Genomic DNA, 16,231 nt, shown 5'->3' with positions numbered 1-16,231 from the left:
CGTGGAGAGCTCGACTTCGACCGTCCGTTTCTTGGTCGACATGTCTACTCTCCCGTCTTCTCGCCGGTACCGAGCCGGCGCTTCATGTCGTCAGGCAGATCCTCGAACGCGTCAGCGATCGACAGTTCGTCTCTCGAGTAGCGCGCTTCAGGATTGGCGGCGAGGGCCTGACGCAGCTGCTCGGAGCGGCTGAAGCGCCCGCGCAGCGGAAAGTCCTTTCGCAGCGGATAGCCCTCTTTGTACTGCTCCCACATCAGGAGCCGGCGCAGATCCGGGTGCCCAGTGAACGAGATGCCGAACATGTCGTAGCACTCGCGCTCGAGCCAATCGGCGCTCTTGTACACGTCCCACACGCTCGGCGCTTCCAGCGCGGTGCCCTTCACGATTTGAATCTTCACGCGAAGGAAGCGACGGAACGGCAGCGACCGAAGATGCCACACGACTTCGAGTGGCTGTTCGAGATCTCGAAACTCCACCGCGGTGACGTCGGACAGATAGTCGTAGCGCTGCGTGGAATCATCGTGCAGCCATTCGATGATGTCGTGCGCCTGCGAGCGATCCACGATCACCGTGGTCTCGCCCCAGACGACGTCGGCGCGGAGGACGGCGTTGCCGAACTTCTGGCGTAGCGCATCGACCGACGGATTCATCGCGCCGCCGCGATTCGGAACGTTCTTTGGCGTCGCCGGCGCCGCGGCATTGGTGCCGAGCGCGTGGCCCGCGACGACCGGTGTGAAGCTCGTGCTCACAAGCCCGAACGTGTCTGATGAATGGAGTTGCCGAACGGTTCCGACACTTCGTCGATCACCGAGGGCGCGATGTACAGTTGGCTCTTTGGATCCGGCTCCATCTCGTTGCGAAGCGACTTGTCGCTCGAACGCTCGGCGCCGACCTTGCGCTGCAGCATCATGATCCCGTAGAGCAGACCTTCAGGCCGCGGCGGACAGCCGGGCACATAGACGTCGACCGGAATGATGCTGTCGATGCCCTGCACCACGGCGTAATTGTCGAACATGCCGCCGCTCGATGCGCACGCACCCATCGAGATGCACCACTTGGGCTGCGGCATCTGCTGCCAGATGCGACGCAGCACCGGCGCAAGCTTGAACGGCACGCGGCCGGCGCAGATCAGAAGGTCGGCCTGGCGCGGCGAGAATGCCTGTCGCTCCATGCCGAAGCGCGCGAGGTCATACTTGCTCGCGGCCGTCGCCATGAATTCGATCGCGCAGCACGCCGTGCCAAACGGCATGGGCCACAGCGAATTCTTGCGGCCCCAGTTTACGAACGCGTCGAGCTTCGTCGTGATCCACGGCTCGTCGCCAGTGGTTTCGACAATGTCTCGCTCGGGGCGCGGGCTCAATCCCATTGGAGTGCTCCCTTCTTCCACACGTAGACAAATCCCACCACGAGAATCGCGATGAAGACGAGCATTTCACCCAGCCCAAAGAACGACACCTGTCCCGACGGGCACACGCCATTGGCGAGCGGCACCGTGCACGAGAGCTGCCTGTAGTAGGCGCCCCAGGGGATCATGAACACCGTTTCGATGTCGAAAATGATGAACAGCACGGCCACCATGTAGAACTTCACGGAGAAGCGCTCGTGCGCGTCTCCGAGCGGTGGAATGCCCGACTCGTACGGGGTTTGTTTTACAGGGGACGGCCGAGGGCGAAGCGTGAGGTGGGAGAGCCCAAGCATCAACACCGCGTTAGCGATGACGAAGCCGAGCAGGAGCAGGACTGGGAAGTACGTATGAAGCATGTGTCTCCCAACTTCGTGAAAACTTTCACTAAGTCCAGCACGGGAAAATTATCGGGATAAGTAACGAGAAGCAACGACTGAGGTTGGGTGTCGTTTGGCGCGCGCTAATCCCGAGTGGGGAGTTCTGGATTGAAGGGGTCTCTGGTCACAGGTCACAGGTCACAGGTCTCTGGTCTGAGGTCACAGGGAAACTGCCATCAACCGCGTGACGCCGTTTCCCCAGAGACCAAAGACCTGTGACCAGAGACCTGTGACCTGTGACCAGAGACCTCGGACCTGGCCTTTGGACTCCGCGTGCGGCACGGTATCTTCCCGCGGCCTCCGCTACTCCCTCCTCCGACCCGCCTCTCTGCATCCTCCCATGATCATGTCCGACCGCTGGATCTCCCGCATGGCTCGTGAGCACGCGATGATCGAACCATTCGAGGATCGCCAGGTTCGTAAGGGCGTCATCTCCTACGGGGTGAGCTCCTACGGCTACGACATGCGCGTTGCGCGCGAGTTCCGGATCTTCACCAACGTGCTGAACTCGATCGTCGATCCAAAGGCGTTCGATCCGAAGTCATTCGTCGAGTGGGAGGGCGACGTCTGCATCGTCCCGCCCAATTCTTTCGCGTTGGCTCGCTCGGTTGAGTACTTCCGCATTCCGCGCAACATTCTGACGGTGACCGTCGGCAAGTCGACGTACGCCCGGTGCGGCATCATCACCAACGTCACGCCCTTCGAGCCGGAGTGGGAAGGCTTCGTGACGCTCGAGATTTCCAACACGACGCCGCTGCCCGCCAAGATCTACGCGAACGAAGGCATCGCGCAGGTGCTGTTCTTCCGCGGTGAAGAAGAGCCGGAAGTCTCGTACAAGGACAAGGGCGGCAAATACCAGAGTCAGGTCGGCGTCACGCTCCCGAAAATCTGAGTCCCAGAACGTCGAGTGGCCGGCCCGCGCGCTTGCGCAGGTCCGGCCACTCCAGATCGAACTTGCGCGAAGTGGAAGTCAGCCAGTCCCGCCCAACTGTTTTTCCTCGCGCGCGCTAACCGTCGACACGATGTAGTCACGGTTCATTCGAGCGATCGTGTCGATGCTGATGCCCTTGGGGCACGCCTCCTGACACTCGCCATAGAGCGTGCAATGCCCAAAGCCCTCGTCGTCCATTTGGGCGACCATCTTGCCCGCTCGACGACTCCGCTCCGGCTGTCCCTGCGGCAGCAAGCCGAGGTGTGAGATTTTGGCGGCGGTGAAGAGCGACGCCGAGCCGTTGGGACAAGCGGCGACGCAAGCACCACAGCCGATGCACGCCGCTGCGTCCATCGCGCCATCGGCATCCTGCTTCGCGATCGGGAGATTGTTGGCGTCTCGCGCGCCACCGGTCGCAACGCTCACGTAGCCACCCGACGCGATGATCCGGTCGAGCGCGCCGCGATCTACGACGAGATCCTTGATCACTGGAAACGCACCGGAACGCCACGGCTCGATGTAGACCGTGGCGCCATCGGAGAAGCTGCGCATGTGCAGCTGACACGTCGCCGTGCCCTTCATCGGCCCATGTGCGACGCCGTCGATCATCACGCCGCACGACCCGCAAATACCTTCGCGGCAGTCGTGATCAAATGCGATCGGAGTCTGTCCGCTCTCGACGAGCCCTTCGTTCACGACGTCGAGCATCTCGAGGAACGACATGTCGGGGCTGATGTCGCGCGCCTCGTATCGCTCCATTTTTCCCGCCGACTTCGCCGACGCCTGTCGCCAAACGTGCAGAGTGAGATTCATCGCTACTCTCTGTATGCGCCTATTTGTACGAGCGCTGGGACAGCGCGACGTTCTCGAACACGAGCGGCTCCTTGTTCAACACCGGCGCCTTGCCCTCTCCCGCGAACTCCCACGCGGCGGCGTACGTGAAATGCTCGTCGTCGCGCAGCGCCTCACCGTCGGGCGTCTGATGCTCGACGCGGAAATGCCCCCCGCACGACTCCTCACGATGTAGCGCGTCGAGGCACATCAACTCGGCGAGTTCGAAGAAATCGGCGACGCGCCCAGCGTGCTCGAGCGACTGATTCAGCTCGGCGCCCGTGCCAGGAATGCGAACGTCTTTCCAGAACTCTGCTTTGAGACGTGGAATGATCTCCAGGGCCTTCTTGAGTCCTTCGGCCGTGCGCGCCATGCCGCAGTATTCCCACATCGTGCGTCCCAACTCACGGTGGAACGACGCAACCGTTCGCGTTCCCTTCACCGCCAAAAGCTTCTCGGTCCGCTCGCGCACCGCGGCTTCGGTCGCTCTCACGGCGGGATTGTCTGCCGTGATCGGCTCGAGCTTATTCGAGCCGAGATAGTCGCCGATCGTGAGCGGAACGATGAAATAGCCGTCGGCCAATCCCTGCATGAGTGCGCTGGCACCAAGACGATTCGCGCCGTGATCGGAGAAATTCGCTTCGCCGATCACGTGCAGCCCCGGGATGGTGCTCATGAGGTTGTAGTCCACCCACAACCCACCCATCGTGTAGTGCACCGCCGGATAGATGCGCATCGGGACTTCGTACGGATTCTCGTCCGTGATGCGCTGATACATCTCGAAGAGATTGCCGTACCGCTCGGCGATCTTGTCCTGGCCGAGTCGGCGGATAGCGTCGCCGAAATCGAGATACACGCCGCGGCCGCCGGGTCCAACGCCACGCCCTTCGTCGCACACTTCTTTCGCGGCGCGCGACGCGATGTCGCGCGGCGACAGGTTGCCGAAGCTCGGGTACTTTCGCTCGAGGTAATAGTCGCGATCTGCTTCAGCGATCTGAGCGGGTGGCTTCGGGCAATCTTCCTTCCGCTTCGGCACCCACACGCGTCCATCGTTGCGCAGCGATTCGCTCATGAGCGTGAGCTTGGACTGATGCTCGCCGCTGACGGGAATGCACGTCGGGTGAATCTGCGTGAAGCACGGATTCGCGAATGCGGCGCCTCGCTTGTATGCGCGCCAGATGGCCGTGACGTTCGAGCCCTTAGCGTTCGTCGACAAGTAGAAGACGTTGCCGTAGCCGCCGGTGCCCAGGATGACTGCGTCGGCGAGATGCGTTTCGATCTCGCCCGTGACCATGTTGCGACTGATGATGCCCCGCGCTCGGCCGTTGACGACCACGAGATCGAGCATCTCGTCGCGGGGATACATCGTGACGCCCCCCTTGGCGATTTCCTTCTCGAGCGCCTGATAGGCGCCAAGCAGCAGCTGTTGGCCGGTCTGACCGCGCGCGTAGAACGTGCGCGATACCTGCGCACCGCCGAACGAGCGATTGGCGAGCAAGCCGCCGTACTCACGCGCAAACGGAACGCCCTGCGCCACACACTGATCGATGATGTTCACGCTCACCTGCGCGAGACGATACACGTTCGCCTCGCGGGCGCGGAAATCACCGCCCTTGATGGTGTCGTAGAACAGGCGATACACACTGTCGCCGTCGTTCTGATAATTCTTCGCCGCGTTGATGCCGCCCTGCGCCGCGATGCTGTGCGCGCGCCGCGGAGAGTCCTGGAAGCAGAAGCACTTGACGTTGTAGCCAAGCTCGCTGAGCGACGCCGCGGCTGCGCCGCCGGCGAGACCGGAGCCAACCACGATGACGGTGTGTTTCCGCTTGTTCGCGGGATTCACCAGCTTCATCTCGAAGCGATGTTTGTCCCACTTTCGCTCGAGCGGACCCGACGGAACCTTCGACTTGAGGTCAATCATTTAGCGCACAATGCCGACGATGACGCCGACGGGAACGAGCGTGAATCCGAGCCATACGATCGCCGCAATCGCCAGTGCCACGCGACGGTGCAGCGGGTTGGCCGACGGTTTAGCGTAGCCGAGCGTACGTACCGAGCTCCACGCACCGTGGAAGAGGTGTAGTCCCAGCGCCATCATCGAAACGATGTAGAACGCTGCCACCCACCAGATGCGAAAACTCGCGACGATGTTTCCGTAGACGTCGCGGTTCCCCTGCGAGTCGGTCATGCCGCGCCATCCGCCCGGATCGAAGCGTTCGGTGGTGAAGTGCAGAATGTGGACGACGATGAAGACGAGCAGCAGGAAGCCGCCCCACTTCATCGTGCGCGAGGCGAGCGTCGACGCCTGCGGCTCTCGATGTTGGTAGCCGATCGGGCGCGCGGCGGCCGAGATTCGCGTGAGCTGCACGGCCATGGTCACGTGCAAGACGACCGCAACGATCAGCACAATTCGCAGTAGCCAGGTCAGCTCAGCGAGCGGCCCGTGCAACATGGCACCGTACGAATTGATCTTGGCCTGGCCGATGAAAACCTGAAGGTTTCCAGCCATGTGGAGGATGACGAAGCCGACGCCGATCAGCCCCGTGACCGCCATGATGATTTTCTTACCGATCGTCGATCGGTAGAACGACAGGAGAAACATGAACGCAGCTCTGAGGAGGTAGGCCCGAGGCGCCAACGGCCTCGGACCCGTGACCTCAGATCTCCCTACAGTTTGATCGCGCGCATCGGCTCGCGAACGGCCTCTGCACTCTTTTCAAGCGCAGCGCGTTCGTCGGCCGTGAGCTCGACTTCAATCACCTTCTCGAGACCGTTCTTGCCAAGCTTGCACGGTACGCCGAGGAACAGATCCTTCATGCCGTACTCGCCCTGCAGCCACGCGGCGCACGGGAGGATGCGGCGCTGATCGTTGACGATCGCTTCGGCCATCTGCACTGCGCCCGCCGACGGCGCGTAGTACGCCGAGCCGGTCTTGAGGTGCTTCACGATCTCGGCGCCACCGTTGCGCGTGCGATCGACGATCGCGTCGAGCTTGTCCTTCGCCATGAGCTGCGTGACCGGAATGCCGCTCACGCTCGTGTACGAGATCAGCGGAACCATCGTGTCGCCGTGGCCGCCGAGCACCATCGCCTGGATGTCGCGCACCGAAACGTCGAGCGCTTCGGCGAGGAAGCCGCGATAGCGTGCGGTGTCGAGCACGCCCGCCATGCCGAGCACGCGCTCGCGCGGGAAGCCCGTGGCTTCCTTGGCGACGTAGCACATGACGTCGAGTGGGTTCGAGACGACGATGACGATCGCATTCGGCGACGTCTTCTTGATCTGCTCACCCACCGACTTCACGATGCCGGCGTTCGTGTTGAGTAAGTCGTCGCGCGACATGCCCGGCTTGCGAGCGATGCCGGCGGTGATGATCACGATATCGGAGCCGGCCGTTTCGTCGTAGCCGTTCGTGCCGATGATACGCGAATCGAATCCTTCAATTGGCGCCGACTGCCACTGATCGAGGCCCTTTCCCTGGGGAATGCCTTCGACGACATCGACGACCACGACGGTGCGGGCCAGTTCCTTCTCGGCCACACGCTGCGCGGTCGTCGCGCCGACGTTGCCAGCGCCGACGACCGTAATCTTGTTGACCATGAGTGTTTCGCTTGGAAGGTGAGGTTCGAAGCGAAACTTAATTGGACCAGACGACTGGGAAAACGGTTGCGCACGCCATTGCGTGCAACGAAACGTGTCGCTAGCCGCCGACCTGGGACAGCGCCCGCAAACCGCCGATTTTCATCTGCAGTAGTTCGTGCTCCTTCGGCTTGTTCGCGAGCGCGTCGTAGAACAGCGCTTCGAGCGGCTCGCCGTTGCGGAGCGGCGTCCGGAGATCCACTTCGTGATCGCCGAATAGGCACGTGCGCAGTCGCCCCGTGGCTGTAAGCCGCACACGGTTGCAGGACTCGCAATACGTGTGGGTCATCGGCGTGATGACCCCAATGCTTCCACGCGCGCCCTCCCAGCGGTAGTACGCGGCTGGGCCGTTGCTCTTGGCAGGTGCGGCGGCTGCAACGAGCGGCGCAATCGTGCGCAGGCGTGCGAGGATCTCGTCGCTCGGCACGACATGCTCCCACGTGAGCTCGCGGAGATCGCCCACCGGCATCAACTCGATGAACCGCACGTGCCATGGATGATCGATCGTCAACCGCGCCATGGCCTCGACCTCGTCGTCGTTCACGCCGCGCATGACGACCATGTTCAGCTTGATCGGATCGAGGCCAGCGTCTTCCGCGGCGAGCGCCGAACGCACCGGATCGAAGCCGAGATCGCGCCGCGCGATCTTCACGATGCGATCTTGGCGCAGGCTGTCGACGCTCATGTTCACGCGGTCCAGGCCGGCTTCGCGCAACAGCGAGCCAATCTCTGGCAGGCGAACGCCGTTGGTCGAGATCGCGATGTCTTCGATGTGCGGAACGGACCGCAACATTCGAATCAGTTCGTGAATCTGCGGCCGGATCGTTGGCTCGCCGCCGGTAATGCGCAGGCGACGCAGCCCGAGCGGCGCGAGCTGTCGAACGATCTCCGTGATCTCCTCGTACGAGAGGATCTCGGCCTTGGGTAGCCACGACATGCCAGATTCGGGCATGCAGTACACGCAACGGAAGTTGCAGCGATCCGTGACCGAGATGCGCAGATACTCGATGCTCCGGCCGAATTGGTCCGTCGCGGGACGCGGGGGAGAAATCATCGCGGCTGGCTCTCGCCGGCGATACTTCCCGCCCCGACCCATTCACGCGTGCCGTCGACGTACTGCTCGAGCTTCCAGATCGGAACGCGCTGTTTGAGTTGCTCGATCACGAAACGACTCGCGTCGTACGCTGGCGCGCGGTGCGGATGCGCGATGGCGATGACGACGCTCGCTTCACCAAGTGCGAGCACGCCGAGTCGGTGCTCGATCACGATGTCGTCGGTGCCGAACTCGACGCTGGCTTCGCCAGCGATCGCCGCGAGCTCACGCTCCGCCATCGATCGATAGGCGCTGTACTCCATTCCAGAGACCGGCCGGCCATCGTTGATGTCGCGGACCGTTCCGACGAAGAGCAGCGTCGCTCCATTCGCGACGCGCCCAACTTCGGCCGCAATCGCCGCGACATCGATCGGAGCATCGACGAGAGCCGTTCGCATCAGCCGCCGGCGACTGGAGGAATGATTGCGACCTCGTCGCCGGCGCGAAGGACTCGATCCGCCTTTGCGTAGGCTTCGTTCACCGCGACAAGTGGTTGCGACGGTAATCGGCTTGCACCAGGCAGGGCGCGCACGTAGCTGACGACGTCGCGCACCGTGAACTCGGGCGTTACGTCCAGCGACATCGATTTCATTCCGAGCGCGTCAGCGTACGAGGCAAAAAGGAGAACCGTCACCGTCATGTCGAAGATGTACCCCTCTCGCGCGCCGGATGGAAGACGACAACGGCTCGACGCGTAGACGCATCGAGCCGTTTGTGAAAGCAGAGGACCGAAGTGCTTATGCCTCGGTCATTTCCTCGACGTCATCATCCTCGAGCTCTGAGATGTCGAGGCCGGCAACCATGGCGCGCAGCTCTTTGGACGGCTTGAAGACCGGCACCGGGCGCGCGGAAACTTCCACTGGCGAACCCGTCCGTGGGTTGCGCGCCATCCGCGTCTTGCGATGTCGGATCTTGAAGGTGCCGAAGCCGCGCACTTCGATGTTTTTTTGGCCCTGCAACGCTTCCTTGATCGACTCGAGGAAGGCGTCGACGACGCGAGCGCAGTCTTTCTTGGAGATCATCGGCCCAGCGGTGCGCGAAATCTGGGTTGTGACTCGCTCGACCAGGTCAGCTTTGGTCATCCGAAATGCCTCGTGTTCAGGCGCCCGAAAAGTGGGGGTCGCATACCGAACTTAGCGACGTTAACTCTTACGTGTCAAGAGTTTGAGTCACTTCTTGGCAGCGTGCGAGCGGACCGTTTCCAGAAATTCGTTGAACAACGGGCGAGCGTCGTGCGGCCCTGGGGCAGCCTCGGGATGGTACTGCACCGCGAAGATTGCTTTTTCGCGATGCTTGAGCCCTTCCACGGTGCCGTCGTTGAGGTTCACGTGCGTGACCTGCAGCTCGGGCGCGCCAGGAATCGACTCCTCTGCTCCTTCGACGGCGAATCCGTGATTCTGCGACGTGATCAACACGCGTCCCGTCGACAGCTCCTTCACCGGATGATTTCCGCCGCGATGCCCGTAGGCCATTTTGATCGTGTTCGCGCCGTACGTGAGGCCCAAGATCTGGTGCCCCAGGCAGATACCGAAAATCGGCACGCCTTTGTCGGCGATCGTGCGAACCGTTTCAGGCGCGTAGGTCACGGCGGCCGGATCGCCCGGGCCGTTCGAGAGAAACACGCCGTTCGGCTCTAGCGCGAGCGTCTCCTCGGCGGTGGTCTCCGCGGGAACCACGGTCACGCGGCACTCGTGATCGGCAAAGAGCCGGAGAATGTTGCGCTTGATGCCGTAGTCGTACGCCACGATGTGAAACGGCGCGCGTGGGTTGCCCCACGAATACCGCTCAGGCGTCGAGACAACCGTCGCGAGATCCAATCCTTCCATCGACGGGCATGCGTCGAGCGCGGCAAGCACTTCACGCGTCGGTTCGGTGCCGCCAGCGATCACGCCGCGCAATACGCCGACGGTTCTCAGGTGGCGAGTGAGACGCCGCGTATCAACTTCTTCGAGAGCCGGTACTTGAGCCGATTCGAACCAATCGAGCAGTGAGCCTTCGGCTCGCCAATTCGAATAGCTGCGCGACAGCTCGCGGGCGATGACGCCAGCGACCTGTGGCTGAGACGACTCGGGATCTGATGTGTTCACGCCGTAGTTGCCGAGCATCGGCGCGGTCATCACCACGGTCTGTCCACGGTACGACGGGTCGGTGAAGACTTCCTGGTAGCCGCTCATGTTCGTGGTGAACACGACCTCGGCTACGGTCGGCGTGTTCCGACCAAACAATCTTCCACGAAAAAGGGCCCCATCCTCGAGGAGGAGGAACCCTGGATTTCCGCGACGAGAGGTCACGCTTGCCCTATGGCTTCTTGGTTGGCGGAGTCGTGGTAGCGGGCGCCGGCTTGGTTTCGGTCTTTGGAGCCGCCGTCGCAGGTGCCGTGGTCGCAGGCGCAGGTGTCGCCGGCGACAGCGGAATGGCCTGGTTCGGGCTCGCCGGAGCGGCGTTGGCCGGGGCGCTCACCGGTGCTGGCGAGAACGTCTGATCGAGAACCGACTTTGGCGCGCGGCTGCGCGTTGACGCGAGCGCGAGCAGGAAGGACAGTCCGAGGAAGAGTCCGCCGCACCACCAGCTTGCCTTGGTGAGCAGGTTGCCGGTCTGACGCGTGCCGAGAAACGAACTCGCGGAGCTGCTAACGCCGCCGAACGACGCTGCCATTCCCCCGCCCTGTCCGGACTGGAGAAGTACCGCGACGATCAGCACGAGGCTGTCGATGATGAGAAGGACGAGCAGAAAGGTGTACAGCATTTCGGCGACTCAGGTGGGCGTATGTAAGCCTTAAATATCACGACACTTAGAGGATCCAGTCAAGTGTCGCAGATCGACGCCCATCCTTCCACGTCCAGACTCGCGCCGCCCACGAGCAATCCGTCCACGCCCTCCGCCGCCAACAGCGATTTTGCGTTCCCGGCATTCACGCTTCCGCCGTAAAGAATCGGAATCTGCTCCGCGCCCGGAAACTTGTCGGCGAGAAAGCTTCGAATCTCCGCGTGTACGGCGGACGCGTCCGCTGGCGTCGCCGTTTTTCCAGTCCCGATCGCCCACACTGGCTCGTAGGCAATCGCCATCGACGCAACGACGCTCGGCGTTAGTTCGCCAAGGCCTGCGCGCAGTTGGCGAAGCACCACCTCGTTCGTCGCCCCTGATTCGCGCTGCTCGAGGAGTTCACCGACGCACAGGATCGGGGTCAAACGATTTCGCACGGCGGCGGCGCACTTCTTCGCCGTCTCTTGGTCTGTCTCGCCAAAGACGTGTCGCCGCTCGGAATGCCCAACGAGGACGTATCGCGCTCCAGCATCTCGCGCCATTGGCGCAGACGTCTCACCCGTGAACGCGCCTTTGTCTTCGGGAGAAATGTTCTGCATGCCGACGCAGAGATCCTTCCGCGCGCCGAGTGCGTGCACGACCGACGTCACCGAGATCGCCGGCGGAAAAAAGATGATCGTGCGGTTCGTCCGCGGAGTCGTCCGCGCGGCAAACGATGCCATGTACGCTCGGGCCTCCGAAGGCCCGAGATTCATCTTCCAGTTTGCCGCGAAGACGGGTCGTTGCATTGGGTTGTGTTAGGCTCGGTCGTCGAGAGCGGCAACACCGGGAAGCTCTTTTCCCTCGAGGAATTCGAGCGACGCTCCCCCGCCGGTCGACACGTGACTCATCTCGGCCTCGAGGCCAAATTCTGCAACGGCAGCCGCAGAGTCGCCGCCGCCGACGATCGTCGTAGCGCCGGCCTTCGTTGCCCGCGCCAGCGCGTCGGCCACCGCTCGCGTGCCGGCATCAAACGGCTTGGTTTCGAACACGCCCATCGGGCCGTTCCACACGACGGTCTTGGCGTTCTCGATGGTCTTCGCGAACTCTGCCGCGGAGGCCGGCCCGACATCGAACATCGCCTCGTTCGCCGGAATGGCGTCGCGCGCAACGGCGTGTGCAGTGTCGGGCGCGTCGAGCGCCGACCCTACGAGTGCGTCCGTCGGCAGCTGAATCTTGTCGCCAGCGCGCTTGAGCAGCTCCTTCGCCATGTCGACGCGATCGGCCTCGACGAGCGACTTGCCCGTCTCCAAGCCCATCGCCTTGAAGAACGTGCATGCCATCGCACCACCGATGATCAGGCGATCCACTTTCGGCAGCAACTGCTCGATGACGTCGATCTTGCCCGAAATCTTCGCGCCGCCGAGAATCGCGACGAACGGTCGCTGAGGATTCTCTAACGCGCCGCCGAGGTAGTCGAGCTCCTTTTCCATGAGCAGGCCAGCGACGGCTGGTGATAGACACCGCGCAACTCCTTCAGTCGACGCATGAGCCCGATGCGCCGAGCCGAACGCGTCGTTCACGTAGAAGTCTCCGAGCAGCGCGAGGCCGCGCGATAGACGCTCCTCGTTGCTCTCTTCACCGCCGAGAAAGCGGGTGTTCTCGAGGAGCACGACGTGGTTGGCCGGATCGTGCGTCGCCTTGATGGCCTCGTCGGTATCCGTGCTCTCGACGAAACAAATCTCCTGCCCCTCGAGCAGCTCAGCCAATCGACGTGCGACGGGCTCGAGCGTGTATTTCTGCTCAGGCTTTCCCTTGGGGCGTCCCAGATGCGACAGCAGCACGACACGCGCGCCGCGGTCGAGCAGCGCCCTGATAGTCGGCAAGGCCGCGCGAATGCGCGTATCGTCGCCAACGATCCCCTTCTCGAGCGGTACGTTGAAATCGACCCGGACGAGCGCCCGCTTTCCGCGAACGGTCTCGTCCGACAGGTCGGCGATGGTCTTCTTTTGCATCAAAGTCAGGGTAAAGGTGAAAAGGGTGAAGGGTGAGGATCGACGTTCGCGACCCTTCACCCTTCACCCTTTGCCCTGTCAGTTACAGTCGTGCGCCGACGTAGCGAAGCAGATCGACGCAGCGTGACGCGTAGCCCCATTCGTTGTCGTACCAGCCCGACACCTTGATGAGCAAACCGTCAACGACGTTGGTGCTCTTTGCGTCGATGATGCAGGAGTGCGGGTTGCCGATGTAGTCCGACGAAACGAGCTCGTCGTCGCTGTAGGCGAGAATGCCGTTCATCGGGCCGTCAGCAGCCGCCTTGAACGCTGCATTGATCTGCTCGGCCGTCACCGCCTTGTCGACCACCACAGCGAGATCGGTCAGTGACACGTCCGGCGTTGGGACGCGAATGGAGATGCCGTCGATCTTGCCCTTGAGCTCGGGAATCACGAGCGACGTCGCCTTTGCGGCGCCCGTCGTCGTCGGGATCATCGACAGGCCGGCCGCGCGCGCGCGGCGCAGATCCTTGTGCGGCAGATCGAGCACGTTCTGATCGTTGGTGTAGCTGTGAATCGTCACCATCGATCCACGCACGAAGCCGAAGTTGTCGCGTATGACCTTCACCATCGGCACGAGACAGTTTGTCGTGCACGATGCGTTCGAGATGATCGTGTGCTTTGCCGAATCGTACTTGGTCTCGTTGACGCCGAGCACGATCGTCAGGTCTTCGCCCTTTGCCGGCGCCGAGATGATGACCTTCTTCGCGCCGCCGTCGATGTGCTTCTTGGCTTGATCAGCGTTTGTGAATCGGCCGGTCGACTCGAGCACGATATCTACGCCGAGGTCTTTCCACGGCAGCGCCGCCGGATCCTTCTCAGCGAAGATTTTAATCTCGTCGCCGTCGACGGTGATCGAATTCGCGCCGGCTTCGACGTCGCCCTGATAGGTGCGATGCACCGAGTCGTACTTGAAGAGGTGCGCGAGCGTCTTCGTGTCGGTCAGGTCGTTGACTGCAACGAAGTCGATATCCGCCACGCCCTGCTGCTTGGCCGCGCGCAGGACCTGACGTCCGATGCGGCCGAACCCGTTGATTCCAACCCGAATTCCCATTCCTGTCGGTCTCCTTGTCGTTACCACCGGTCGCCGAGTGCGGGCGCCCGCCGAAGGTCACAAAACTAACAATGCGTGCACCGCCATCGCAGAGCGCGGCAGCGCACGCGTTCAAAGTGGCGGCAGTCGTCACGACATCATCCACCAGAATGATATGACGGCCGCGAAGTGCGTTCTGCGGTGTAGGACGCGCCAGAAACGCGCCCGAAACGTTGCGGAGTCTGTCCCCTGGTGTCAACCGCGTTTGTGTCTCGGTATGTCGCGTTCGCGTCAGCACATCCGTCCAAATAGGCAGCTGCCACCGGTTTGCCAGTTCGCGCGACAAACGTTCGCTCTGATTGTAGCCGCGCTGTCGTTCGCGCTTTGCCGACAACGGAACGGGAACAAGCGCCGCGCGCTCCTCGACGACGTCGGCGGGCCAATCGAGTCGAGACATACGGACTCCCATGTCTCGTGCAACGCGATGCCATCCTTGGTACTTGAGCGCGTGGACGATTCCGAGTCCGATTCCGTCTGTCGCCCAACACACGCTACGCGCGGCTCGAATATAGGGCGGCAATAGTTCGCACCATCGACAAACGTGGCCGCTGGTGGGATGTCCACACCGATCGCACCGCGGCGCGGGAAGCAACGGCAACCGAGCCCAGCATCGCCCGCACGCCATTTCGTGCTCGCCGGGGTCGAGCAACCGCTCACACACGACGCAACTGCGCGGAAGGAGAAGATCGAGTGCGGCGGCTCCGTTTCGACGTGCGAATGGAGCGAAGCGAGTCGCATATTCGCGTGTGGCTTGGAGCCAGCGCGCGCTGGTGGCGCTCGCGATCACGCGCCGATGGCGCTGATCGCCTCCCACATGGCCGTGCGATCGGGTGCAACGCCGAACCATCGCTCGAAGGCCAACGCGCCCTGCTCGACCAGCATCACGATGCCGTCGGTGGCACGCCGTCCGCCTCGACGCACGGCACGCACCCACGCCGTTTCCCCGCGCCGATACACGAGGTCGATGGCCGCGCTTTCTGGCGCAATCATTTCTGGATCCATAGGAAAACTCTCATCGCGAAGGCCAATCGACGTTGCGTTCACGATAAGTTGCGCGCCCGCGATCGCTCCGATGTCATCGACCGGTTCCGCGATGGCGCTAAATCGCTCACAGAGCAGCTGTGCACGCTCCGGCGTGCGATTGTAGACGTGCGCCCAACACCCCGGCCACGCTTCGATTGCCGCGAGGACGCCAGCAGCAGAACCGCCCGCGCCGATCACGCCGACGGTGAGATCGCGCGGCGCGGCGCCGAGGAGCGTTTCAACCGCTGTGCTGAAACCTCCGACGTCCGTGTTGTCGCCCACGAGACGCCCGTACTCGTCGAGCCAGAAGGTGTTGACCGCACCCACGCGCTCGGCGAGCGGCGTCAGGGCGTCACACGCATCGCGCATTCGCTCCTTGTAGGGCACGGTCACGTTTCCCCACGTGCCCTCAGCGCGAAGCTGACTGACGGTTCGCTCGAAGTCGGCGCCGTCGACGTCTACCGCTTCGTAGCGAATTGGAATGCCTGCCACGCGTAGCGCCGCGTTCTGGAAGGTCGGCGACAGCGAATGACCCACTGGGTGCCCGAGCAACACCAGCCGTCCCGGCTGGTGCATCAGGCTGCTCCCGTGCCGCGCTCCGCCGTGATGCGGTCGACGACGCGACGAATCTCCTCCTCGAGCTCGTCTGCGGTAGCGCGATACACATCGAGCTCCATGCCGATCGGATCGCTGATCGCCCGCAACGAAGCGCCGCGCGACGCATAGTCCGAGAGCAGAAACGCGCGCCCTGCTCCGCCGAGTGCTTCGATTCGCTCGAGATGATGTGGCCCCATCGCGAGAATCAGATCCGACTCGCGAACGAGATCGCGAGTCAGAGTCTGCGCACGATGGAGGCTGAGGTCCATGTTGCGCTCCATCCCAACGAGTAGCGAGCCGTCGCTGGCCGGAGAGCCGTCGTGCGCACTCGTTCCCGCGCTGATTGCCTCGACGTCGGTCAGTCCGCGCTCGATCGCGATCTTTCGAGCGATCGCCTCGGCCAGCGGACTACGGCAGGTATTTCCGGTGCACACGAAGAGGATCTTCAC

The 16,231-nt window shown here is 62.7% G+C and carries 19 protein-coding genes and 1 pseudogene; 1 reads left to right on the top strand and 19 read right to left on the bottom strand.

Annotated elements, in window-relative coordinates; all coding sequences use genetic code 11:
* Positions 1-44: 44 nt before the first annotated feature.
* From AC6H4Z_RS13310 to AC6H4Z_RS13300, 3 genes are read right to left on the bottom strand one after another with little or no spacing between them, the layout of a single operon-like run.
* On the bottom strand, positions 45-749 hold the full coding sequence (locus AC6H4Z_RS13310; protein ID WP_497542451.1) for an NADH-quinone oxidoreductase subunit C: 705 nt from the start codon (positions 747-749) through the stop codon (positions 45-47).
* Positions 746-1,366 carry an NADH-quinone oxidoreductase subunit B gene (locus AC6H4Z_RS13305; protein ID WP_497542450.1) on the bottom strand — a complete coding sequence of 207 codons (621 nt, stop codon included), beginning with the start codon at positions 1,364-1,366 and terminating at the stop codon, positions 746-748. The genes AC6H4Z_RS13310 and AC6H4Z_RS13305 overlap by 4 nt, the downstream gene beginning before the upstream one ends.
* Positions 1,357-1,698: an NADH-quinone oxidoreductase subunit A gene (locus tag AC6H4Z_RS13300; protein ID WP_497547044.1), complete on the bottom strand. Its 342-nt coding sequence runs from the start codon at positions 1,696-1,698 to the stop codon at positions 1,357-1,359. Before AC6H4Z_RS13300 ends, AC6H4Z_RS13305 begins: the two co-directional genes overlap by 10 nt.
* Positions 1,699-2,122: 424 nt before the next feature.
* Between AC6H4Z_RS13300 and dcd the strand changes: the two genes are divergently transcribed.
* Positions 2,123-2,674, top strand: a complete 552-nt coding sequence (gene dcd, locus AC6H4Z_RS13295) for a dCTP deaminase (RefSeq protein WP_497542449.1) — start codon at positions 2,123-2,125, stop codon at positions 2,672-2,674.
* A 78-nt stretch (positions 2,675-2,752) separates the two neighbouring features.
* Here the strand turns inward: dcd and AC6H4Z_RS13290 are convergent, their stop codons facing one another.
* The 16 genes and pseudogenes from AC6H4Z_RS13290 to AC6H4Z_RS13215 form a co-directional block, all read right to left on the bottom strand.
* Entirely contained in the window at positions 2,753-3,526 is a 774-nt protein-coding gene (locus AC6H4Z_RS13290; protein WP_497542448.1) for a succinate dehydrogenase/fumarate reductase iron-sulfur subunit, read from the bottom strand.
* 19 nt (positions 3,527-3,545) lie between these two features.
* Positions 3,546-5,465: a fumarate reductase/succinate dehydrogenase flavoprotein subunit gene (locus tag AC6H4Z_RS13285; protein WP_497542447.1), complete on the bottom strand. Its 1,920-nt coding sequence runs from the start codon at positions 5,463-5,465 to the stop codon at positions 3,546-3,548.
* On the bottom strand, positions 5,466-6,146 hold the full coding sequence (locus AC6H4Z_RS13280) for a succinate dehydrogenase cytochrome b subunit (protein WP_497542446.1): 681 nt from the start codon (positions 6,144-6,146) through the stop codon (positions 5,466-5,468).
* Between the two features lie 65 nt (positions 6,147-6,211).
* Positions 6,212-7,141 carry a malate dehydrogenase gene (gene mdh, locus AC6H4Z_RS13275; RefSeq protein WP_497542445.1) on the bottom strand — a complete coding sequence of 310 codons (930 nt, stop codon included), beginning with the start codon at positions 7,139-7,141 and terminating at the stop codon, positions 6,212-6,214.
* A 100-nt stretch (positions 7,142-7,241) separates the two neighbouring features.
* Positions 7,242-8,234 carry a GTP 3',8-cyclase MoaA gene (gene moaA / locus AC6H4Z_RS13270; RefSeq protein ID WP_497542444.1) on the bottom strand — a complete coding sequence of 331 codons (993 nt, stop codon included), beginning with the start codon at positions 8,232-8,234 and terminating at the stop codon, positions 7,242-7,244.
* Positions 8,231-8,671 (bottom strand): molybdenum cofactor biosynthesis protein MoaE, encoded by a 441-nt coding sequence (locus AC6H4Z_RS13265; protein WP_497542443.1) that lies wholly within the window; start codon positions 8,669-8,671, stop codon positions 8,231-8,233. The genes moaA and AC6H4Z_RS13265 overlap by 4 nt, the downstream gene beginning before the upstream one ends.
* Positions 8,671-8,907, bottom strand: a complete 237-nt coding sequence (locus AC6H4Z_RS13260; RefSeq protein WP_497542442.1) for a MoaD/ThiS family protein — start codon at positions 8,905-8,907, stop codon at positions 8,671-8,673. Before AC6H4Z_RS13260 ends, AC6H4Z_RS13265 begins: the two co-directional genes overlap by 1 nt.
* Positions 8,908-9,010: 103 nt before the next feature.
* A complete protein-coding gene (locus AC6H4Z_RS13255) occupies positions 9,011-9,355 on the bottom strand; it encodes an HU family DNA-binding protein (protein WP_497542441.1) in 345 nt (114 codons plus the stop codon).
* 87 nt (positions 9,356-9,442) lie between these two features.
* A complete protein-coding gene (gene carA, locus AC6H4Z_RS13250) occupies positions 9,443-10,564 on the bottom strand; it encodes a glutamine-hydrolyzing carbamoyl-phosphate synthase small subunit (RefSeq protein WP_497542440.1) in 1,122 nt (373 codons plus the stop codon).
* Positions 10,565-10,571: 7 nt separating this feature from the next.
* Positions 10,572-11,018, bottom strand: coding sequence for a preprotein translocase subunit SecG (gene secG / locus AC6H4Z_RS13245; RefSeq protein WP_497542439.1), 447 nt, complete (start codon positions 11,016-11,018; stop codon positions 10,572-10,574).
* A gap of 59 nt (positions 11,019-11,077) precedes the next feature.
* Positions 11,078-11,824, bottom strand: coding sequence for a triose-phosphate isomerase (gene tpiA / locus AC6H4Z_RS13240; protein WP_497542438.1), 747 nt, complete (start codon positions 11,822-11,824; stop codon positions 11,078-11,080).
* A gap of 9 nt (positions 11,825-11,833) precedes the next feature.
* Positions 11,834-13,030 (bottom strand): phosphoglycerate kinase, encoded by a 1,197-nt coding sequence (locus tag AC6H4Z_RS13235; RefSeq protein ID WP_497542437.1) that lies wholly within the window; start codon positions 13,028-13,030, stop codon positions 11,834-11,836.
* An 82-nt stretch (positions 13,031-13,112) separates the two neighbouring features.
* Entirely contained in the window at positions 13,113-14,123 is a 1,011-nt protein-coding gene (gene gap, locus AC6H4Z_RS13230) for a type I glyceraldehyde-3-phosphate dehydrogenase (protein WP_497542436.1), read from the bottom strand.
* A gap of 46 nt (positions 14,124-14,169) precedes the next feature.
* Positions 14,170-15,009 (bottom strand): annotated as a pseudogene (locus AC6H4Z_RS13225) (ComF family protein); the annotation flags it as partial.
* Positions 14,946-15,761 carry a shikimate dehydrogenase family protein gene (locus AC6H4Z_RS13220; protein ID WP_497542435.1) on the bottom strand — a complete coding sequence of 272 codons (816 nt, stop codon included), beginning with the start codon at positions 15,759-15,761 and terminating at the stop codon, positions 14,946-14,948. The gene AC6H4Z_RS13220 and the pseudogene AC6H4Z_RS13225, both read right to left, overlap by 64 nt.
* The gene (locus tag AC6H4Z_RS13215; RefSeq protein ID WP_497542434.1) at positions 15,761-16,231 is read right to left on the bottom strand and encodes a low molecular weight protein arginine phosphatase; all 471 of its coding nucleotides are present in this window, start codon (positions 16,229-16,231) and stop codon (positions 15,761-15,763) included. The genes AC6H4Z_RS13220 and AC6H4Z_RS13215 overlap by 1 nt, the downstream gene beginning before the upstream one ends.

It is taken from the genome of Leucogemmata humicola, from assembly GCF_055379415.1.
This window is presented reverse-complemented; position numbering and strand designations above follow the sequence as displayed.